Source organism: Lysinibacillus sp. fkY74-1, from assembly GCF_053165895.1.
Map to the genome: position 1 here is coordinate 2462864 of NZ_CP170173.1, position 19711 is coordinate 2482574.

Genomic DNA, 19711 nt, shown 5'->3' on the forward strand with positions numbered 1-19711 from the left:
CAAGCTATTTTAAGAATATTATATCAATAAAAATAATCACTCTCTTTCAAACAATATTTCTCTATTAAATCCTTAATATTTCTATGTTATTACCATAAAAATGAAATGACTAAAAATTATAAAAACTCAAAATTTAGTATTGCATTATAAGAATATCCCCCATAAAATAAGTGAATATAACGACGAACGAAAAAGAAATATGTCGTTTAAAACAGAAATATATAACTTTAGGGGGAATAATAATGGCGAATGTTTCTAGTAAAAAACAAGCACAACCTATTGATTATCATGCAATCGAGGCTATGGAATCGTTCAATAGTTTTGTGAAAAAGAAAAACACCTTTCTTTTTTCGATTACAGCACTGTTTCTTATTCTTTATATCCTACTTCCAATCCTCGCATTCCAGCCTGTACTACAACAAAAATTCTTCGGAAATATTACAGGGGTATGGGTGTACTCAGCTGGATTATTTGTGATGACTATCGTGCTCTGTACAGTATATGTAAAAAAAGCTGCTTCATTCGATAAAGCTGCAGCTGCTGTGTTAGCCGAGTATCAAACGAAAGGTGGTAACTAAATGAATATTGTATCCGTTGGTTTCTTTTTAGCTATTGTTGGTTTAACACTCGTTGTTACCTATATTGCAGCAAAGCGCACTTCCTCAGCAGCTGATTTTTACACAGCTGGCGGCGGATTAAAGGGATGGCAAAACGGGTTTGCCATTGCTGGTGATTATTTATCAGCAGCGGCATTTCTTGGGGTGTCGGGTGCGATTGCTTTAACTGGCTTTGACGGTTTCTTCTTCTCAGTGGGCTATGTTGTAGCCAATTTAGTGCTTTTATACGTTATTGCTGAGCCTATGCGCAATTTAGGCCGCTATACACTAGCTGACATGTTAACGGCTCGTTTTAATGAAAAGCGAATTCGTGGCGTAGCTGCATCAGGTACGATTATTATTGTGATTCTTTATATGATTGCACAGCTTGTAGGTGCAGGCGCATTGATTAAACTACTGTTCGGCATTGAATATTGGGTTGCTGTGTTAATTGTCGGTGTAATGATGACTACTTATGTTTTATTCGGTGGCATGACAGCGACGTCTTGGGTGCAAATTATTAAAGCTAGTCTACTATTATTCGGGACAGGCTTATTAGCAACATTAGTATTAGTGAAGTTTGATTTCTCTCTAATGAAAATGTTTGACACAATTGCAGTCGATCATGGGGAGGAATTCCTTGTACCAGGAATTAAATACACAAGCACGATTGATTCTGTCTCTATGATGATGGCCCTAGTTTTAGGAACATCCGGTTTACCACATATATTAATGCGCTTCTTTACTGTAAAAGATGCTAAAACAGCTCGTTCTTCTATTTCATGGACAACTTGGATTACAGCTATCTTCTTCTCGTTAACTATATTTTTAGGATTCGGCGCGTTAAACTTTGTCGGTCTCGATCAAATTTTAGCTGAAAGTAAGGCTGGTAACACAGCTGCTCCACTACTCGCACATTATTTAGGCGGTGATGTGTTAATGGCATTTATTGGGGCTGTAGCCTTTGCAACAATTTTAGCCGTCGTTTCTGGCTTAGTATTAACAGGAGCATCCGCGATTTCACATGATATATATGGAGAAATTATGAAAGGTGGAAAATTAACAGAAAAGCAACAGGTAGTTGCAGCACGTACAGGCTCTATTTCCATTGCAATTGTCTCTATTGTTTTGGCGCTGTTTGCACAAAGCTTAAACGTTTCGTTTCTAGTGTCATTTGCGTTTTGTATTGGTGCTTCCGCAAATTTACCTGTCATTCTTTATACTATCTATTGGAAGAAATTCAATTCTACTGGTGCTGTAGCAGCCATGCTAACAGGGTTAATTTCTTGTTTAATCTTAGGAGCGATGGGACCAAATGTATGGAGTCCTGTTGAAGGTGCAGCTATTTTTGTTGGTAAGCCACTTGTACCACTAGCTGTTCCGGCCATTATTACCATTCCATTAGGCTTTATTGCAGGTTATTTGGGATCAGTCCTTTCATCTAGTAAAGTACCGACTGAAGAGGCCGAGCGTATTTATAAAGAAATTCGTGTAAAAGCGAATACTGGCGTTTCTGTATCTGATATTTCACATTAATTTTTATGCACCTTATGCATAATGAACCGAAATTCAAAATATACAAAAAAATAGGCAAAAAATTCGATTTTTGGTCGAGTTTTTCGCCTTTTTTGTTATTCCACAACTAGCAATTTACTTATCGAACAATATTATTTGACTTCCAAAATACAGAAAAAAACCAATTTTCACTAAGGCAATAGTATTTAAATATGGATAAAAAATCTAGGCATTTTTATAAATTTATCGTTCTTTTTTTGTTAAGAATCTAGATTTCTCTTTGCTTCATTTATTTGTCTGAATATTCTAAAACCCTATATATTCTTGATTTAGGAGGTTATTTTCTCTTTCAGGACTATTTTCAGAAAAATTTTTTTTACATAATTTTTCTGAAATGTATTGCAATTTTGTGAACTCTTTCATAAAATGAGAATGTGAATTCACTAAACTAGCAAAATCAAGTCTTAAGGCAGAAAAAATATACACAAAATGGGGAATGTTAATGGCGAACAATCAAGCAAAAAAAGGTGTCGTGATTGACTATGATGCAATTGCAAACCAAGAATCGTTTAAGTCTCTTGTACGTAGAAAGAACTCTTTTCTTTGGTCTATGACTGCCATATTTTTATTGGCCTACATGTTGTTACCAATTCTGACATCGTACACAACAATTCTACACCAAAAGGCATTTGGGGAAATTACTTGGGTGTGGATTTATTCCGCAGGGCTATTCATTATGACATGGGGGTTATGTCATTTATATGTAGCTAAAGCAAATAGCTTTGACAGAGAAGCTAAAGCAATTATCGCAGAATACGAGAACGGAGGTGGCCACCGATGAATAACGGAATGAGCTTTACAGCCATATTCTTCTTTGTAGCCATTGTTGGTTTAACATTAGTTATCACATGGTGGGCATCTAAACGAACTTCTTCTGCAAGTGACTTCTATACAGCTGGTGGGGGCTTAACAGGCTGGCAAAATGGACTAGCTATCGCAGGTGACTATTTATCGGCAGCCTCTTTCTTAGGGATTGCAGGTGCAGTAGCACTATTTGGATTTGACGGATTCTTCTTCTCTATTGGTTATTTAGTCGCTTACTTAGTGGTATTATACATCGTTGCTGAGCCATTACGTAACCTTGGAAAGTTCACTTTAGCTGACATGATTACAGCGCGTTTCAATAATGCGAAAGTACGTGGAACAGCTGCTTTAAGCACTATTACCATTGTTTTATTCTACATGATTGCACAACTAGTTGGTGCAGGAGCACTTATTCAATTACTTTTAGGTATCGACTACTGGGTAGCTGTATTGATCGTAGGTTTCATGATGACAACTTACGTATTATTCGGTGGTATGACAGCGACTTCATGGGTTCAGATTATTAAAGCTTGTCTTTTAATGCTAGGTACAGTGATTATCTCATTCTTAGTATTAAAAGAGTTTGGCTTCAGTATTGCAACAATGTTCAAAGAAATGTCTACAGTGACTGATAATGGTGCTGCTTATTTAAATCCTGGTCTAAAATATACAGAGGGACTTGACACAATTTCAATGTTAATTGCATTAGTATTAGGTACTGCTGGTCTTCCACATATCTTAATGCGTTTCTTTACAGTAAAAGATGCAAAAACAGCTCGTTCATCTGTTATTTGGGCAACTTGGATTGTAGGTATATTCTACGTTTTAACCATTTTCTTAGGTTTCGGTGCAGCAGCATTCGTTGGAAAAGAAGATATTATTGCGGCTAACGCTGCAGGTAATATGGCAGCCCCTCTTCTTGCAGAAGCACTAGGAGGCGACATTCTATTCTCATTCGTTTGTGCGGTAGCATTCGCAACAATTTTAGCGGTAGTAGCAGGCCTTGTACTTTCAGGTGCCTCTGCCCTATCACATGATATTTATGGTCAAATCATTAAAAAGGGTAAAGTTACTGAAAAAGAGCAAGTTCTTGCAGCTCGTATTGGCTCGATTACAATCGCTGTAATATCTATTCTATTAGCTCTTGGTGCACAAACATTAAACGTTGCATTCTTAGTATCTTTAGCATTCTGTATTGCAGGTTCCGCTAACCTTCCAGTTATTATTTACACAATTTATTGGAAACGCTTTAATACAGCTGGTGCTGTTACAGCGATGTTAACAGGCTTAATCTCTGCATTAGTATTAGTAGCTATGTCACCAAACGTATGGAATCCAGTTGAAGGCAAGGCGATTTTTGTTGGTGATCCGTTAATTATGTTAACGAACCCTGCCTTAATCTCTGTACCGCTTGGTTTCCTTGGTGGTTTCATCGGCACATTACTTTCTAAAGAAACTGATGATGCAAAATATCGTGAAGTTGACGTTAAAGCAAACACAGGTATTTCTGTACAGGACGTATCTCACTAAATCGATTTCATAAACCTCGTAAGTTCTTTCTTACGAGGTTTTACTTTTTCATTCATTTTCGTTACTATAATTGTTAAAAGGAGGGAATGAAAATGGCTCAATCTAGGGCGAAAAAGAAGCGGATGCATATAAAAAGAACTGCTGGCAAGGATGTAGAGAAAAATCGCCAATCCAATTCCTTCAGCACACATGAACGCACCACCAAAACAAAAACAGAGAAATTGATGCATGATTTTACTAAACATAAAAAGCAGTATACGGATAACTAATTGATATCCTATACTGCTTTTATTATTGTAGAAAACATAAGTGGCAATTGCCACGTTACCTTAAAGTCGATAAAAGTTTTTTGTATTCTGAGTGATAATTTTAGCCGCTTGCTGAATAGACAATCCCTTGATGGCTGCAATCACCTCAATCGTCGAATGCATCATCCACGGAGACGTTGGTTTATTTGTAAAAGGTCCCTCAAACGACCATGGGCCATCTGTTTCTACCATCATTAAGTCAATCGGGTAGATTTGAATTAGCTGTTGAATTTCCTCTTCATACAAGGCATCAGGCGTAATAGAGATAAAATAACCTCGCCGAATCATGCGTTTCATGACTGCCTCGTCCCCTTTAAACCAATGGAAATGAGCCTGACAAAGCTGATGCTTTTCTAGCAAATCGCACACGATGCTAGCATCCTCATATACAGCATGCAACACAATCGGTTTGCCCAATTCCTTAGCAAATACGATAAATCGTTCCAATAAAGCTTCATATGGACGAACATCCAAGGCTTGTTCTTGCCTTAAATAATAGGGTAAACCGACCTCACCAACCGCTACCATGTTATCACGATGCGCGCGAATCCAATCAAATAAAGCCTTCTCTTCTATTTCATCCAGTAAAGGCTGTTCAGGATGAAACCCAAAAGCCGCCTTCACCTTGGGATAGACCTTCGCTAAATGCAACGTCTTTTGACAGGAGGACAACTGCATACTTACCGCAATTAATGCCTCTACTTCTGCCAATAATGAAGGTATTTCCACGTCCTTATATTGATCTAAATGAATATGGGCATCAATCAACATTCAAATCCCCCTTTTCTTCCTGTAAATACGTGAATAACTGTTGCTTCAAGGCTGTGAATGTGGCAGAATGACGAATTTCTTCTTTGCGGGGGCGCTCAAATGGCACAATCATTTCTTTTTTCACTGTTGCAGGCCGTTTCGATAAAACAATTATACGATCGGCTAAAAAGAGGGCCTCTTCAATACTATGTGTGACGAATAATATAGATTTTTTATGCTCTTCCCAAATGGACAGGAGCCATGCCTGCATTTCCAGTCTTGTAAATTCATCAAGCGCAGAAAATGGTTCATCTAGACATAAAATAGGTTTATCACTGACAATGGCACGGATAAAAGACACACGTTGTTGCATCCCTCCCGAGAGCTCGTATGGGTAAGCTTGACTAAAGGAAGCAAGCCCCACCTTTTCAAGCCAACCTTTTGCACGTTCAACATTTGGATTTTGCTGTAATTCCTCGACAATTGTTACATTCTCTAAAATAGTACGCCAAGGAAGTAAACAAGGCTGCTGTGGCATATAGCCAATTGCTCCTCTTTTTTGCTGAATCTCCTCTCCATTTAATAAAATCGTCCCTTGATCAACCAAAGAGACCCCACCAATTAATTGAAAAAGGGTACTCTTACCACTGCCAGATGGTCCTACTATGGCCACAAACTCACCATCCTTGACATCAAAGGAAACATGGTCAAGTACATGTAGACTGTCAAACGATTTAGCGATGTTTTGAATGCTGAGCATGATAACCTCTCCCCTTTACCATTAATTTTTCAAGCAAGCGGATACTACTAAACAACAATAAGCTTAGCAAGACAATCGCAAAAATGGCGACAAACACTCGATCTGTACGGAAGGAAGATTGTGCTAAGGTCATGTATACGCCTATTCCCTTTTTTGCACCAAGCCATTCCGCAATAACTGCTCCCATTACACTATAGGTAGCAGCAATTTTTATGCCCGAGAAAATTGCCGGATAGGCATGTGGCCATTCTAATTTCCAAAACGTTTGGGCCTTCGTTGCTCCAATCATTTCGAAGTAATGCTTTAACTCGGGTGCTGTTTGACGAAAACCGTCCATTGCCGCAATGACAATAGGGAAAAAGCATACTAGACAAATAATGATGAGCTTTGGTAATAAGCCAAAGCCAAACCAAATAATAAGTAACGGCGCCAATACAAGAATGGGTATATTTTGCGACATAATGAGAATCGGATAAAATAACGACCGAATGAAAGTAAAACGATGCAAAACAATCGCCACGGTTAGACCACAGCCAACCCCAATAGCAAGTCCAAGTAAAGCTAATTCCACAGTAGCCAGAGCATGTGGCAGAAACGTTTGATATGATTGAAAGCCTTCCTTTAAGATTATGCTTGGTGCTGGTAGGAGCCAGGGAGGAACATCAGCGATATGCACAACCAGCTCCCATATGAATAAGAGGAAGGCGATAAACATTATCGTCCTTCCCTTTTGTAATGCCCGTTTCATGACTGATATTTCTCCGTTAATGTAGCCATGGTAATCCCATTTGGTTGATATAAAATTTTTACTTGTGTAATGACATTAATGGCTCCTAGCTCGACCATCTTAACATTCATTTTTTCAATGATTTGAAGAAGCGTTGTAAGCTCACCTTCCATTGTTGTTTCAAGGGGATGAACCTCGTAGTTCACACCAGATGCATCAATAACCGCAATGGCCGCATCCACATAAGGAATGACATCCTCGTATTTCTCTGTCTTCGGAATGATTTGGACACTGATTAATGAATTTGCCATGTTAATTGGCCTCCTTTTTCGGTAGGAACTCATTCGTAAACGCCTGTTTAGCATCAAATTCGCCCTCTAACACTTTGTTACTCGACATCCATTTAGCATAGTTTTCCCACACAGAAAGCTTTTGCTCCCCCCATTGATTAGCGTCATCCTGATACTTATCAGCCAACCACTCTTGACTTTTATGCACTAACTCCTTATCTAAGTCTGGTGCCGCTTCTAGTAAAATATCAGCCGCTTCATTCGGATGCTCGATGGCATATTCATAGCCCTTCGATGCAGCCGCAACAAAAGCTTTGACGCTGTCTGGATTGTTTTGAATCATTTTTTCATTGGTTGCTAAAACAGGTGTATAGTAATCTAACTGATCACTATAGTCCGTTAAATACAGCATATTAATTTTTTCCCCACGAAGCTCTGCCTCAATACCTGTCCATGCATAATAAATCCAAGCAAAGTCGATGTCCTTTTTCATCATCGTAAAGAAATCTAAATCTCCCGCATTGACAATGTCTAATTTATTAATATCAGCGTTTTCTTTTTGCATTAATGATTGTAATACCGCTTGTTCGAGAGGTGCTCCCCAGCCCCCATATGTTTTTCCTTCAAAGTCCTTTGGAGAGGTAATACCCTTTGACGCTACAGAAGCAAATCCAGATGTATTATGCTGGATGATGGCCGCTATCGAGACAAGTGGCACATCCTGAACACGAGCCTGTGTAATGCCCTCCTGATAACTCACGCCAAATTCTGCCTTACCAGAAGCTACGAGCTGATCGGCTCCTGCCTCTCCTGGCATTATAATATCAACATCTAAGCCTACTTCTTCAAAATAACCGAGCTTTTTCGCAACATACAATCCTGTATGATTCGTATTCGGTGTCCAATCGAGTACCACTGATACCTTTTTCTTTGTATCAGCAGACTGCTTGTCCTCCTTGTCGCTACAGCCTACTAACGTCAATAGAGTAGCTAATAGGATAAATAACCATTTTTTCATGCTAGGTCCTCCCAGTTTGTAATATGAAAGTGTTCATGAATGAATGTTGTCACCAGAAGAAAGCGTATTATACGGTTGGTAAGATATTGCTTAGAAAATAAAAAAACGCCTAGGATTCCTCCCAGACGTATTGCAATCAATCTCCAAAACATTTGCTTTTTTGAATAGATGTTCCCTACGCTGGTACGAGCCAAATCAGGTTCAAAGGGTCAGTGTCTATCGGACACAATCTCAGCTAGCCATAACTAGCCCCCCTACATTCTTTCGCTATGAACTTTTCGATGTTTATTATACCCATAGTTGATCTTAAATGACAAGATGCTAATTTTGGATAGTTGTGCCACTATAAACAAATAGCCCAGCTCTACTTATAGAGACTGGGCATGATGTTAGCTTGTTTTTTGTTCTTTTTTGGCCGTTAAAACATGTGAGATGGCTCCATCTGTTGCAATGTCCACTTTAAATGAACCATTAGAATGGCGATCAGCGCGCGTCAATGCATGGACATCGATAACCTCTTGTATGCCTTTTTCAGTTTCAATCACAACCTGCTCATCGTCTGTTGCTTGAATAACAGCGACAATTCGATGAGGATTTGCTTTTAATTCTGTAAGGACTTTAAGTCCACGCTTGGCACGACTTGCTATTTCTACCTCTGCGACATTCATTTTCTTTACAGCCCCTCGTTGTGTCACAATAACGACATATTGTGTTTCATCTGGCTGTAGGACATTGACCCCGACTAAAGCTTCTCCATCTTTTAGCGTAATACCTTTAACACCGCCCGTTTTCACTCCAGTAACTGGTAGTTCTTCAATAGGGAAACGAATGGCATAGGCCGTATCAGTTGTTAAGAGCAGTTCCGCATCATCAGTTATAAACGATGCATAAATCATTGCATCGCCCGCTTTAACATTCATTGTTTTAATTGGCTTCGAATAACGCGTCACAGCATAATCTGCTAATGGCGAACGTTTAATTTGGCCATCTTTCGTAGCAGTTAAAATATACATATTTGGCTGTTCAAATGTTTCAAAGCCATAGACTGCAATAATCGACTCATCTTCACTTGTTGGCACAATACTTGAAATATGCTGTCCAAGGTCCTTCCAGCGAATATCAGGTAATTCATGAACAGGCTGATAAATATAATTCCCTCTATTTGTAAATAACAATAGATGATGTTGTGTATTTAAGTTTGCTTCATACAATAAGTAATCGGAATCTTTCATCGCAAAATCTTGACCGTTGGAGGCGGCATGGGATCGTGTAGATGTACGTTTAATATAGCCATCTTTCGTGACAGTCACTACAACCTCTTCACTTGGAACAAGGACATCTAATGTAATTTTAATTTCTTCTATTTCTTGTTCAATTTTCGAGCGACGTGGCTCTGTGAAACGTTTTTTAATATCTAGCAATTCTTGTTTAATGACGCGTACAAGCTTGGCCTCGCTTTGTAAAATTCCTTCTAGCTTGGCAATCAATTTGTTTAAGTCATCCTGTTCTTGACGGAGTTCTGTAATATCGGTATTCGTTAAACGATATAATTGCAGGCTCACAATCGCCTCTGCCTGTACCTCAGTAAAATCGAACTTCGCCTGTAAATTGAGCTTGGCGTCCTTCTTATCGTTAGATGAACGAATCGTAGCAATAACCTCGTCTAGAATAGATAGGGCTTTAATTAAGCCATCCACGATATGGGAGCGATCCTTTGCCTTTTGTAAATCATATATAGAACGATTTGTGACCACTTCTTTTTGGTGAGTAATATAGGAATCCAGCAATAATGGTAATGTCATCATCGTTGGACGACGATTATGAATGGCAATCATATTAAAATTGTAAGCTACTTGTAAATCTGTTGTTTTAAATAGGTACTGTAGAATCCCCTGTCCAGGAACATCCTTTTTCAGCTCGATAACGACACGTAACCCTGTACGATCTGATTCATCACGAATTTCAGCAATCCCTTCAAGGCGTTTATCTACACGTTGCTCATCAATTTTTTTCACAAGATTCGCTTTATTCACATCGTATGGTAATTCGGTAACGACAATTTGCTCTTTTCCGCCCTTGATAGGTTCGACCACAGCTTGTGCACGGACAATAATTTTACCGCGCCCTGTTTCATATGCCTTTTTAATGCCGTCTACACCTTGAATAATTCCGCCTGTAGGGAAATCAGGACCCTTGATAACTGTCATCAATTCATCCACTGTCACAGTAGGCTTGTCTAAGCGCATCAAAACAGCATCCAGCACTTCATCTAATGCATGCGGTGGAATATCTGTTGCATAACCCGCAGATATCCCTGTAGAGCCGTTTACTAATAAATTAGGGAAACGAGCTGGTAAAACAGTTGGTTCCATATCCTGGTCATCGAAGTTTGGCACGAATTCAACCGTTTTCTTCCCAATATCTCGTAACATTTCACCAGCAATTGCAGAAAGTCTTGCCTCCGTATAACGCATGGCTGCTGGTGGATCTCCATCAACCGAACCGTTATTCCCATGCATTTCTATAAGCATATGGCGAGCTTTCCAATCCTGACTCATACGAACCATCGCCTCATAGACTGAGCTATCTCCGTGCGGATGGTAATTACCGATTACATTTCCGACTGTCTTAGCCGATTTACGAAACGGTTTCTCATGTGTATTACCTTCCGTAAACATTGCATATAAAATACGACGCTGTACTGGTTTAAGACCGTCACGTGCATCTGGCAACGCGCGGTCTTGAATAATATATTTACTATAGCGACCAAAACGGTCACCCATTACTTCTTCTAAAGGTAAATCTTGAAACTTTTCTGTACTACTCATGCTTGGCCCTCCTCTTGTTGGATGAATTCATTTTCTAAAATGTTAGCATCATCCTCCATACCGAAGTCTACATTGGCTTCGATCCATTTACGACGTGGCTCTACTTTATCGCCCATTAACGTCGTGACACGTCTCTCTGCACGTGCACCATCCTCGATAGTGACACGAATTAATGTCCGTGTGTCAGGGTTCATTGTTGTATCCCATAGCTGGTCAGCATTCATCTCTCCAAGACCTTTATAGCGCTGTAATATGTAACCCTTTCCAACTTGTTTGATGGCCTTTTGTAAATCGTTTTCTGTCCAAGCATATTCAATCACTTCTTTTTTGCCAGTTCCTTTCGAAACCTTATAAAGTGGTGGTAACGCAATAAAGACTTTTCCAGCCTCGATGAGTGGACGCATATAACGATAGAAAAACGTTAGTAGCAATACTTGAATATGCGCACCATCCGTATCAGCATCGGTCATAATGACTACCTTATTGTAGGCTGAATCCTCCACAGCAAAATCTGTACCTACACCTGCACCGATCGCATGAATAATCGTTGAAATTTCTTCGTTTTTCATAATATCTTGTAGCTTGGCTTTTTCTGTGTTAATAACTTTCCCACGCAGTGGTAATATCGCCTGGAATGTTCGATCACGACCTTGTTTTGCAGAACCACCCGCTGAATCACCCTCGACTAAATATAATTCATTTTTCGCCGCATTACGTGACTGTGCAGGCGTTAATTTCCCAGACAGAATCGTACTACCCTTTTTGTTTTTCTTACCATTTCGTGCATCCTCACGGGCTTTACGAGCCGCCTCACGCACTTGCTGCGCACGAATCGCTTTACGCACAAGAGACGCTGACAATTCAGCATTTTCCTCTAGCACATATAAAATTTGCTCAGACACCACACTATCTACCGCTGAACGAGCCTCACTCGTACCAAGCTTGCCCTTTGTTTGTCCTTCAAATTGTAATAAGTGCTCTGGAATACGAACAGATACGATAGCCGCTAAGCCCTCTCGAATATCCGTTCCTTCTAAGTTTTTGTCCTTGTCCTTTAATAAGCCAATTTTTCTTGCGTATTCATTAAAGACACGCGTCAAGGCTGCTTTTGCACCTGTTTCATGTGTACCGCCATCTCGTGTACGTACATTATTGACAAACGATAAAATCGTTTCAGAATAACCATCATTATATTGGAAGGCAAACTCTACTTCAATATCGTCTTGAATACCCTCAACATATTTCACAGGATGAAGAACATCCTTCTCTTCATTCAAATACGCAACGAAAGCTTCAATGCCGTTCTCATAAAAGAACACATCATTTTTGCCTTCCTCGCGCTCATCGATTAATTCAATTTTTAAGCCCTTTAATAAAAAAGCCGACTCACGTAAACGTTCTGCTAAAGTATCATAATTAAATTTTGTGACAGAGAAGATTGTTTCATCAGGTAGGAAATGAACAAGCGTTCCTGTTTGTTTTGTTTGACCAATTTCTTCAAGTGTTGTCACTGGATGTCCACCATGCTCGAAGCGCTGGCGATATTTTTTCCCATCACGATGGATGGTTACTTCTAAAAAAGTTGATAGCGCATTCACAACAGAAGAACCTACACCGTGCAAACCGCCACTTGTTTTATAACCACCTTGTCCAAACTTACCACCTGCGTGTAGGACGGTAAAAATAATTTCAGGAGTAGGTTTACCCATCTTATGCATACCAGTTGGCATTCCACGGCCGAAATCGCGTACGCTAATACTCTGGTCTTTGTGAATCTTGACAATAATATGAGATCCAAAGCCAGCCAATGCTTCATCCACCGCATTATCTACGATTTCATACACAAGGTGATGAAGTCCACGGCCATCTGTCGAACCGATATACATGCCTGGTCGTTTGCGCACCGCTTCTAATCCTTCTAATACTTGTATAGCGTCATCATTATAGACGCTAGGTGACTGTTTATTCGTCAACAAAATTCCCCTCCAAAAAACAAACACATGTTCTATTTATGTTCTCATCCTAATAATAATAGCATTTCCTGTCAATAGTTAGCGACAGGTCCAATTAAATTTTTAAAAATTGCTCACAGTTTTAATAAACATTTCAATAGTAAACATCTTCAACAGTTGCTTAAAATTGGAATTTAAGCAAGACAGACAACCACTAGTATCCGTAAACACCTGACGCATCGTAGCTTATTTAGTTGCAAAATAGTGTTTCTGCGTCATTCCATGTAAATGAATAAAGTTAGACTTCTATTCTACCAAAGGAATGAACGATTGACAAAATTGCCATTTTGCCTAAATTTTAAGAAAGACTTTTTTCGTGCCTTCATCAATCATGTCTAAAAGCCTATCTCCAATTTACATTTAGTTTCTTTTGTATTGAATTCAAGACTCCTTAGGAATTCTCCTTCATAACATTGTAGATTAGCAAGAAAAAGTGTAAAATACTTGTTACAAACTATTAGTACCAAGTGATGGACTATGAATGAAAGGAGTCCAACTATGATCAATGGACTTATTATTTTATGTGCTTATCTAATCGGCTCTATACCTTCAGGGCTATGGATAGGTAAAATTTTTTATACTACCGATATCCGAGAACACGGAAGCGGTAATCTAGGAGCAACGAATACATTTCGAACATTAGGAAAAAAGGCCGGTATTGTTGTGACTGTGATGGATGTTCTAAAAGGGACTGCCGCTGTCTTACTAGCTGCACTTCCCATATTCTCAGACAGTTCTATTCATCCCTTAATCCTAGGTCTTGTTGCAGTGATTGGTCATATGTTTCCGATTTTCGCCAATTTCCGTGGTGGAAAAGCCGTTGCCACATCTGCAGGTGTTTTATTAGGCTACTCATGGCCATTGTTTGTCTTGCTCCTAATTGCTTTTCTTGTGACATTGAAACTCACAAAAATCGTCAGCCTAACATCTATGATAGCCGCTTTAGTAGCACTTATCTATTCAATCGTTTATTATTTTGTTACAGGTGACTTTGCATTAAGCATCTTGGTAGCCTTTTTATTTACCTTTATTATTTATCGTCACCGTGCCAATATTGCACGTATTAAAAATGGCACTGAGCCAAAGGTAAAATGGCTGTAGGAAGAGAGGAGCATTCACTATGAAAATTGCACTGACAAATGAAGCCCTACAATGGTTCAAGCAAGAGATGGAAGTAGAACCAGGCGATACTATTCGCTTTTATGCACGCTATGGTGGCTCAAGTCCTTTTCACGAAGGCTTTTCACTAGGTATGACGCGAGAAGAGCCCATTGCTATTGGAGCTGAAGCAGTCATTGATGGCGTAACCTATTACATCGATGAAAAAGATTTATGGTTCTTTAACGATCATAACTTACATGTGGACGTGGATGCTAGTTTAGATGAATTACAATACGAGTATCGTACATAAAACAGTATTTTCCTTTCAGTCTTTGAAAGGAAATACTGTTTTTTTATTTGAAAAATAGTAGCTAGAATTTCATTCCTTTTTTCGTTTATCTCCGCATAAAGTTGTCCATTCTATAAATAATGAACATTCATTTGAGGAGGAAAGCGCATGTCCATATCAAACAAGATCGATCCCTCCCCATCCCTTACAACGGACGATTTATTAAATACTTCCCTTGCCAAAAATATAAAGGTCATTCAAAACACTCTTGGTCATAGCAATGACATCATTATACGAGAAATTACAATTGGTGAAGCTGAACCCCATCGGCTCGCTATTATTTCCATTGATGGCTTATCCGATAAAACCATGATTTCGGATTCTGTCATTGATAAATTAATGGCGAATATTGAGGAAGAACAAGAAATAGAAATTACTACCATAAATCAATATGTGCGAAGTTCCTATTTAACTGTTGGTGACGTGATGAATATCGAGTATTTTACCACACTTTATCATGCCATACTGAATGGTGAGACCGTTATTCTATTAGATGGCTTTGCGGAAGGCATTGTAACAAGTACGAAAAGTGCAAAAGACAGAGCTGTGACAGAGCCATCAACCGAATCCGTCATTAGGGGACCTCGAGAGTCCTTTACTGAAACTTTGCGTACGAATACCGCACTCATTCGACGCAAAATAAAAAGTCCAAATCTTTGGATTAAGTCCCGAGTCATTGGTGAAGTGACACAAACAGACGTCGCTGTGATGTATATAAATGGTATCGCCAGTGACAAAATTGTAGCAGAGGTGTTAGCGCGGTTAGACCGCATTAATATCGATGGCATTTTAGAAAGTGGCTATATTGAGGATTTTATTCAGGATTCTAAAAACACCATGTTTCCAACCGTTTACAACTCCGAACGTCCTGATGTGATAGCTGGTGAATTATTAGATGGTAAAGTGGCGATTCTAGTAGATGGTACCCCCTTTGTCTTAGTGGTGCCTGCATTATTTACTTCCTTTTTGCAATCAGCAGAAGACTATTATCAGCATTGGATGATTAGTTCCCTCATTCGTATCTTACGTTTCTTTGGTATTAGTTTGGCATTGGTAGCACCATCTCTCTATGTTGCGATTACGACGTTTCATCAGGAAATGCTACCGACGGCCATGCTCATTAGTATTGCCTCACAACGAGAAGGCGTGCCCTTCCCTGCCGTAGTGGAGGCACTTATTATGGAGCTTGCCTTTGAGATACTACGAGAGGCAGGGCTTCGAATGCCGCGAACAATCGGTCCAGCGGTGTCCATCGTGGGTACATTGGTTATCGGACAGGCGGCGGTAGATGCCGGTGTGGTCTCAGCAGTTATGGTTATTATTGTAGCATTGACGGCCATTTGTAGCTTTTTATTTCCTGCTTATGGGTTGTCCAATACGATTCGTGTGCTTCGCTTTCCATTAATGATTTTAGCTGCTATGTTTGGTCTTTTTGGAGTTATGTTTGGCATTATAGTCATTATTCTTCATTTATGCAGCATTCGTTCATTTGGTGTACCATATTTAAGCCCATTTGCTCCATTCATTATACAGGATCAAAAAGATGCTTTTTTATTGCTCCCACGTAGACGTTTATTAACACGTCCACGTTTGGTGAATCAGAAAAATGTTGTCAGAGGGCATAAATATGTCACAAGAACAGGCAGGAAATAAAACTACTGAACAAATGAGGAATGAAATATGGCAAAAGTAAAAACAATTTGCTTACTATGCATCCTCCCTTTACTGTTAAGTGGCTGCTGGAGTAAGCGTGAATTAAATGAATTAGCCATTGTCGTAGCGCTTGGAATAGATAAAGTAGAGGACGAATTTGAAATTACTGTTCAAATCGTTGATCCTAGTGAGGTTTCAATGCGACAAGCTCCCACTCAGCGCACCCCAGTTATTAGCTATCATTCGAGGGGGGAAACAATTTTTGAGGCCATTCGTAAAATGACAACTATTGCTGCTCGGAAACCCTATTTTGCTCATTTACAAGTAGTTGTCTTAGGTGAAGACCTCGCCAAAGAAGGAATAAGTGATTCATTGGATTTGATTGCACGAGACCATGAGTTTAGAAAAGATTTCGATGTCATTATGTCTCATGAGGCTACAGCTAAGGAAGTGTTAAATGTTCTTACCCCTATCGAAAAAGTGCCTGCTAATAAAATATTAAATTCGCTCAAGGTTTCTGAAAAAGTTTGGGGCTCTACAATTGCTATTAATATAGACGAATTGGTCACGAGGCTCAACGAAAAGGATAATGGCGCATTGATTTCTGCCATTGAAATTCACGGGGACAAACGATTAGGTGCCGATAAAACAAACGTCCAACGTGTTAAAACTCCTGTGTTATTAAAATATGCAGGATTGGCTGTCTTTAAAGGAGATCGATACATTGGTTTACTTTCAGAGGGAGAAAGTAAAAGTATTAGCTTCCTCAGTGACAAAATACAAAGTACCATTGAAATCGTCAACTGTCCCAAACAAGGTACGCTGTCGACTGAGATTACGCAATCCTCCACAAAAGTAAAGGGGTCATTTCAAAATGGGAAACCGCAAATTGATGTCCAAATAGATGTGGAGCAAAATGTAGGTGAGGTCGAATGTAATATTAATCTCACAAAAAATAAAACGATGGATTATATCAATAAAAAAACAGCACAAGGCATCGATGAACGTATTGAAAAAACGTTAGAAAAAATTCAGCAGCAATACCAAGTGGATGTTTTAGGCTATGGGGATGCCCTTCATCGTGCAGATGCTAAACAATGGAAAAAAATCAAAAATGATTGGCCAACTATCTTTCCTGATCTTCCTGTCCATGTTCGTGTAAAAGTAACGACACAAGGCTTAGGGACAATGCAAAATTCATTATTAAAAAAGCCAAAGGAGGAATAGTAGCATGGTATTAGCGGTAGCTGTCTTCATTATTTCGGTCATTATTGCATTACTATTCATCCCAAAGCTCAAAAAGCAAAAGGAAACCAAGACCATTCTTGTTTTTTCTATTCTTTTACTAATTGGGACAGCACTTAATATAGGTATTGCCCTCAAAATAAATATCCCGAGCCCTTTAGATTTCGTAACTTTTATTTTTACACCCATTAAGGATTTTATCGTTTCACTCACAAAATAGTAGACACATCGACATGTATGGGAGGACAGTTAAATGGAAAAAGAAGTCATTAGTTCAAGACAATTTACAATCATTACGTCCCTCCTTTCTATCGGTACAGCCATTTTGATTATCCCTTCAACTATTGCAAGCTCCAGTAAGCAGGATGCATGGATTGCTGCAAGCATTGGCGTTGTTCTTAGTTTACTAGTGGTGAAATTATTTTTGACGTTAGGCAACCAAACACCCACACTGAATTTTATTGAGGCAAATGAAAAAATTTTCGGTCGCTTTTTTGGAAAAATTACAGTGATTGGTTTTCTGTCCCTTACCCTATTTTCGGGAGGAGAACTATTATACTTTATTGGCATTTTTATGAAAACTGAGGTAATGCCAGAAACACCCACACTGGCATTCGCCTTGTTGTTTAGCATTATTATTATGTATGCTGCCTATTTAGGCTTAGAGACCTTTGCTCGCTCAGCAGAAATACTTTTCCCTATGTTTATCTTAATTTTTATTTTCTTTATTATTTGTATTACTCCACAAATTAAGTTTGAAAATATACAACCAATTATGGAAGTATCCAAAACATCCATGTTCTATAGTATTATTCGCTTTATGAGCGTCTTTTCTTTTTCCCTAGTTATGTTATTAATGATTTACCCTGCCAGTGTGAATGTCCAGCAATCCTCAAAGAAAGGCTTTTACATAGGCACGATTCTCGGTGGATTTGTTTTAGTAACATTGATTACCCTTTGCATACTAGTATTAGGGGCAGCCAATACGGCTTCCCGAACTTTTCCTAGCTATGCTTTAGCACAGAGAATCTCGATCGGCAACTTTTTACAGCGTATTGAAATTATCATGGCTTTTATGTGGATTACATCTATTTTTATTCGAACCTTTATGTATTTCTATACAACGGTTGTGGGAATTGCACAAATTATGAAACTGAAGGATCACCGCCCACTTATCTTACCAATGGGTATTATTATGATTGGTCTTTCGCAAATTATTCATCCTGATATTGTCCATTCCGACAATTATAATAATGAAATTTGGCCTATCTATTCATTTATTTTTACCATTTTATTACCTATCCTGCTACTAATTGTTGCCGTCATACGTAATCGAAAATCACAAGGGAATGCGGCTGAAATGGCTAATCAGGAGCAAGTAACTGATGTGGGTGGTAATACGGATGTTAATCAAGGAAATCAACCTAATCCCGCTAATACGGATTCCCAACAGGATAATCAGATGAAACCTAATAATAGGGATGTCAATCAAGATAATCAGACTCACCATGCTACTACTGATTCCAACCAGGATAATCAGATGAAACCTAATAATAGGGATGCCAATCAAGATAATCCAACTAACGATGCTGCTAGTGATTCCAACCAGGATAATCAGATGAAACCTAATAATAGCGATGCCAATCAAGATAATCAGACTCACCATGCTGCTACAGATTCCAACCAAGATAATCAGATGAAACCTAATAATAGCGATGCCAATCAAGAAAATCAGACTCACCATGCTGCTACAGATTCCAACCAGGATAATCAGATGAAACCTAATAATAGGGATGCCAATCAAAATAATCCAACTAACAATGCTACTACTGATTCCAACCAGGATAATCAGATAAAACCTAATAATAGGGATGCCAATCAAAATAATCAGACTCACCATGCTACTACTGATTCCAACCAGGATAATCACAGTAAACCTGACAAAATGGATGCCAATCAAGATAATTCAACTAACGATGCTGCTACAGATTCCAACCAAGATAATCAGATGAAACCTAATAATATGGATGCCAATCAAGATAATCCAACTAACGATGCTGCTACAGATTCCAATCAGAACGATCAGGCTAAACCAGATATTACGGTTTCTGACAAGAAGAATTTAGAATAACAAAGTCTAATTCCTTCAGCTACTTAGCGAAGAA

Annotated in this window: 18 protein-coding genes and 1 riboswitch; of the genes, 11 read left to right on the forward strand and 7 right to left on the reverse strand. The window is 38.9% G+C overall.

Translation table 11 applies throughout. The annotated features are described in order from the left end of the window. Positions 1-242: 242 nt before the first annotated feature. The 5 genes from ACE1MS_RS11955 to ACE1MS_RS11975 all read left to right on the forward strand — a co-directional run bounded on the left by ACE1MS_RS11955 (position 243) and on the right by ACE1MS_RS11975 (position 4774). Positions 243-578, forward strand: coding sequence for a DUF485 domain-containing protein (locus tag ACE1MS_RS11955; protein WP_012294615.1), 336 nt, complete (start codon positions 243-245; stop codon positions 576-578). Further along, positions 579-2132, forward strand: coding sequence for a solute symporter family protein (locus ACE1MS_RS11960; protein ID WP_031416021.1), 1554 nt, complete (start codon positions 579-581; stop codon positions 2130-2132). Between the two features lie 481 nt (positions 2133-2613). Next, on the forward strand, positions 2614-2952 hold the full coding sequence (locus ACE1MS_RS11965) for a DUF485 domain-containing protein (protein ID WP_031416022.1): 339 nt from the start codon (positions 2614-2616) through the stop codon (positions 2950-2952). Between the two features lie 8 nt (positions 2953-2960). Beyond that, positions 2961-4505 carry a solute symporter family protein gene (locus ACE1MS_RS11970; RefSeq protein ID WP_036163773.1) on the forward strand — a complete coding sequence of 515 codons (1545 nt, stop codon included), beginning with the start codon at positions 2961-2963 and terminating at the stop codon, positions 4503-4505. A gap of 92 nt (positions 4506-4597) precedes the next feature. Next, on the forward strand, positions 4598-4774 hold the full coding sequence (locus ACE1MS_RS11975) for a hypothetical protein (protein WP_227256847.1): 177 nt from the start codon (positions 4598-4600) through the stop codon (positions 4772-4774). 60 nt (positions 4775-4834) lie between these two features. Here the strand turns inward: ACE1MS_RS11975 and ACE1MS_RS11980 are convergent, their stop codons facing one another. From ACE1MS_RS11980 to parE, 7 genes are all read right to left on the reverse strand, one after another. Then, the gene (locus ACE1MS_RS11980; RefSeq protein WP_099805887.1) at positions 4835-5584 is read right to left on the reverse strand and encodes a TatD family hydrolase; all 750 of its coding nucleotides are present in this window, start codon (positions 5582-5584) and stop codon (positions 4835-4837) included. Further along, positions 5574-6323: an ABC transporter ATP-binding protein gene (locus ACE1MS_RS11985; protein WP_012294620.1), complete on the reverse strand. Its 750-nt coding sequence runs from the start codon at positions 6321-6323 to the stop codon at positions 5574-5576. Before ACE1MS_RS11985 ends, ACE1MS_RS11980 begins: the two co-directional genes overlap by 11 nt. Further along, positions 6298-7071 (reverse strand): ABC transporter permease, encoded by a 774-nt coding sequence (locus ACE1MS_RS11990; RefSeq protein WP_099805888.1) that lies wholly within the window; start codon positions 7069-7071, stop codon positions 6298-6300. The genes ACE1MS_RS11985 and ACE1MS_RS11990 overlap by 26 nt, the downstream gene beginning before the upstream one ends. Next, positions 7068-7361 carry a thiamine-binding protein gene (locus tag ACE1MS_RS11995; protein WP_012294622.1) on the reverse strand — a complete coding sequence of 98 codons (294 nt, stop codon included), beginning with the start codon at positions 7359-7361 and terminating at the stop codon, positions 7068-7070. Before ACE1MS_RS11995 ends, ACE1MS_RS11990 begins: the two co-directional genes overlap by 4 nt. Before the next feature lies 1 nt (position 7362). After that, a complete protein-coding gene (locus ACE1MS_RS12000) occupies positions 7363-8358 on the reverse strand; it encodes an ABC transporter substrate-binding protein (RefSeq protein WP_012294623.1) in 996 nt (331 codons plus the stop codon). Between the two features lie 155 nt (positions 8359-8513). After that, positions 8514-8624: riboswitch (TPP riboswitch) on the reverse strand. 123 nt (positions 8625-8747) lie between these two features. After that, positions 8748-11186, reverse strand: a complete 2439-nt coding sequence (gene parC / locus ACE1MS_RS12005; RefSeq protein WP_447402360.1) for a DNA topoisomerase IV subunit A — start codon at positions 11184-11186, stop codon at positions 8748-8750. Then, the gene (gene parE / locus ACE1MS_RS12010) at positions 11183-13159 is read right to left on the reverse strand and encodes a DNA topoisomerase IV subunit B (protein WP_031416030.1); all 1977 of its coding nucleotides are present in this window, start codon (positions 13157-13159) and stop codon (positions 11183-11185) included. The genes parC and parE overlap by 4 nt, the downstream gene beginning before the upstream one ends. A 537-nt stretch (positions 13160-13696) precedes the next feature. Between parE and plsY the strand changes: the two genes are divergently transcribed. The 6 genes from plsY to ACE1MS_RS12040 all read left to right on the forward strand — a co-directional run bounded on the left by plsY (position 13697) and on the right by ACE1MS_RS12040 (position 19677). After that, positions 13697-14299 carry a glycerol-3-phosphate 1-O-acyltransferase PlsY gene (plsY, locus tag ACE1MS_RS12015; RefSeq protein ID WP_198695949.1) on the forward strand — a complete coding sequence of 201 codons (603 nt, stop codon included), beginning with the start codon at positions 13697-13699 and terminating at the stop codon, positions 14297-14299. 19 nt (positions 14300-14318) lie between these two features. Further along, on the forward strand, positions 14319-14609 hold the full coding sequence (locus ACE1MS_RS12020; protein WP_031416033.1) for a HesB/YadR/YfhF family protein: 291 nt from the start codon (positions 14319-14321) through the stop codon (positions 14607-14609). A 147-nt stretch (positions 14610-14756) separates the two neighbouring features. Further along, complete coding sequence (locus tag ACE1MS_RS12025) at positions 14757-16301, forward strand: spore germination protein (RefSeq protein ID WP_197223909.1); 1545 nt, start codon at positions 14757-14759, stop codon at positions 16299-16301. Positions 16302-16328: 27 nt separating this feature from the next. Further along, complete coding sequence (locus ACE1MS_RS12030; RefSeq protein ID WP_197223908.1) at positions 16329-17528, forward strand: Ger(x)C family spore germination protein; 1200 nt, start codon at positions 16329-16331, stop codon at positions 17526-17528. A 4-nt stretch (positions 17529-17532) separates the two neighbouring features. After that, positions 17533-17766, forward strand: a complete 234-nt coding sequence (locus ACE1MS_RS12035) for a hypothetical protein (protein WP_197223907.1) — start codon at positions 17533-17535, stop codon at positions 17764-17766. Positions 17767-17799: 33 nt separating this feature from the next. Continuing rightward, positions 17800-19677 (forward strand): endospore germination permease, encoded by a 1878-nt coding sequence (locus ACE1MS_RS12040; protein ID WP_447402361.1) that lies wholly within the window; start codon positions 17800-17802, stop codon positions 19675-19677. Positions 19678-19711: the final 34 nt, after the last annotated feature.

What these genes read in the sequence shown, in the direction of transcription:
- ACE1MS_RS11955 (WP_012294615.1), top strand. Translation starts at nt 243, where the DNA reads ATGGCGAATGTTTCTAGTAAAAAACAAGCACAACCTATTGATTATCAT.
- ACE1MS_RS11960 (WP_031416021.1), top strand. Translation starts at nt 579, where the DNA reads ATGAATATTGTATCCGTTGGTTTCTTTTTAGCTATTGTTGGTTTAACA.
- ACE1MS_RS11965 (WP_031416022.1), top strand. Translation starts at nt 2,614, where the DNA reads ATGGCGAACAATCAAGCAAAAAAAGGTGTCGTGATTGACTATGATGCA.
- ACE1MS_RS11970 (WP_036163773.1), top strand. Translation starts at nt 2,961, where the DNA reads ATGAGCTTTACAGCCATATTCTTCTTTGTAGCCATTGTTGGTTTAACA.
- ACE1MS_RS11975 (WP_227256847.1), top strand. Translation starts at nt 4,598, where the DNA reads ATGGCTCAATCTAGGGCGAAAAAGAAGCGGATGCATATAAAAAGAACT.
- ACE1MS_RS11980 (WP_099805887.1), bottom strand. Translation starts at nt 5,584, where the DNA reads ATGTTGATTGATGCCCATATTCATTTAGATCAATATAAGGACGTGGAA.
- ACE1MS_RS11985 (WP_012294620.1), bottom strand. Translation starts at nt 6,323, where the DNA reads ATGCTCAGCATTCAAAACATCGCTAAATCGTTTGACAGTCTACATGTA.
- ACE1MS_RS11990 (WP_099805888.1), bottom strand. Translation starts at nt 7,071, where the DNA reads ATGAAACGGGCATTACAAAAGGGAAGGACGATAATGTTTATCGCCTTC.
- ACE1MS_RS11995 (WP_012294622.1), bottom strand. Translation starts at nt 7,361, where the DNA reads ATGGCAAATTCATTAATCAGTGTCCAAATCATTCCGAAGACAGAGAAA.
- ACE1MS_RS12000 (WP_012294623.1), bottom strand. Translation starts at nt 8,358, where the DNA reads ATGAAAAAATGGTTATTTATCCTATTAGCTACTCTATTGACGTTAGTA.
- parC (WP_447402360.1), bottom strand. Translation starts at nt 11,186, where the DNA reads ATGAGTAGTACAGAAAAGTTTCAAGATTTACCTTTAGAAGAAGTAATG.
- plsY (WP_198695949.1), top strand. Translation starts at nt 13,697, where the DNA reads ATGATCAATGGACTTATTATTTTATGTGCTTATCTAATCGGCTCTATA.
- ACE1MS_RS12020 (WP_031416033.1), top strand. Translation starts at nt 14,319, where the DNA reads ATGAAAATTGCACTGACAAATGAAGCCCTACAATGGTTCAAGCAAGAG.
- ACE1MS_RS12025 (WP_197223909.1), top strand. Translation starts at nt 14,757, where the DNA reads ATGTCCATATCAAACAAGATCGATCCCTCCCCATCCCTTACAACGGAC.
- ACE1MS_RS12030 (WP_197223908.1), top strand. Translation starts at nt 16,329, where the DNA reads ATGGCAAAAGTAAAAACAATTTGCTTACTATGCATCCTCCCTTTACTG.
- ACE1MS_RS12035 (WP_197223907.1), top strand. Translation starts at nt 17,533, where the DNA reads ATGGTATTAGCGGTAGCTGTCTTCATTATTTCGGTCATTATTGCATTA.
- ACE1MS_RS12040 (WP_447402361.1), top strand. Translation starts at nt 17,800, where the DNA reads ATGGAAAAAGAAGTCATTAGTTCAAGACAATTTACAATCATTACGTCC.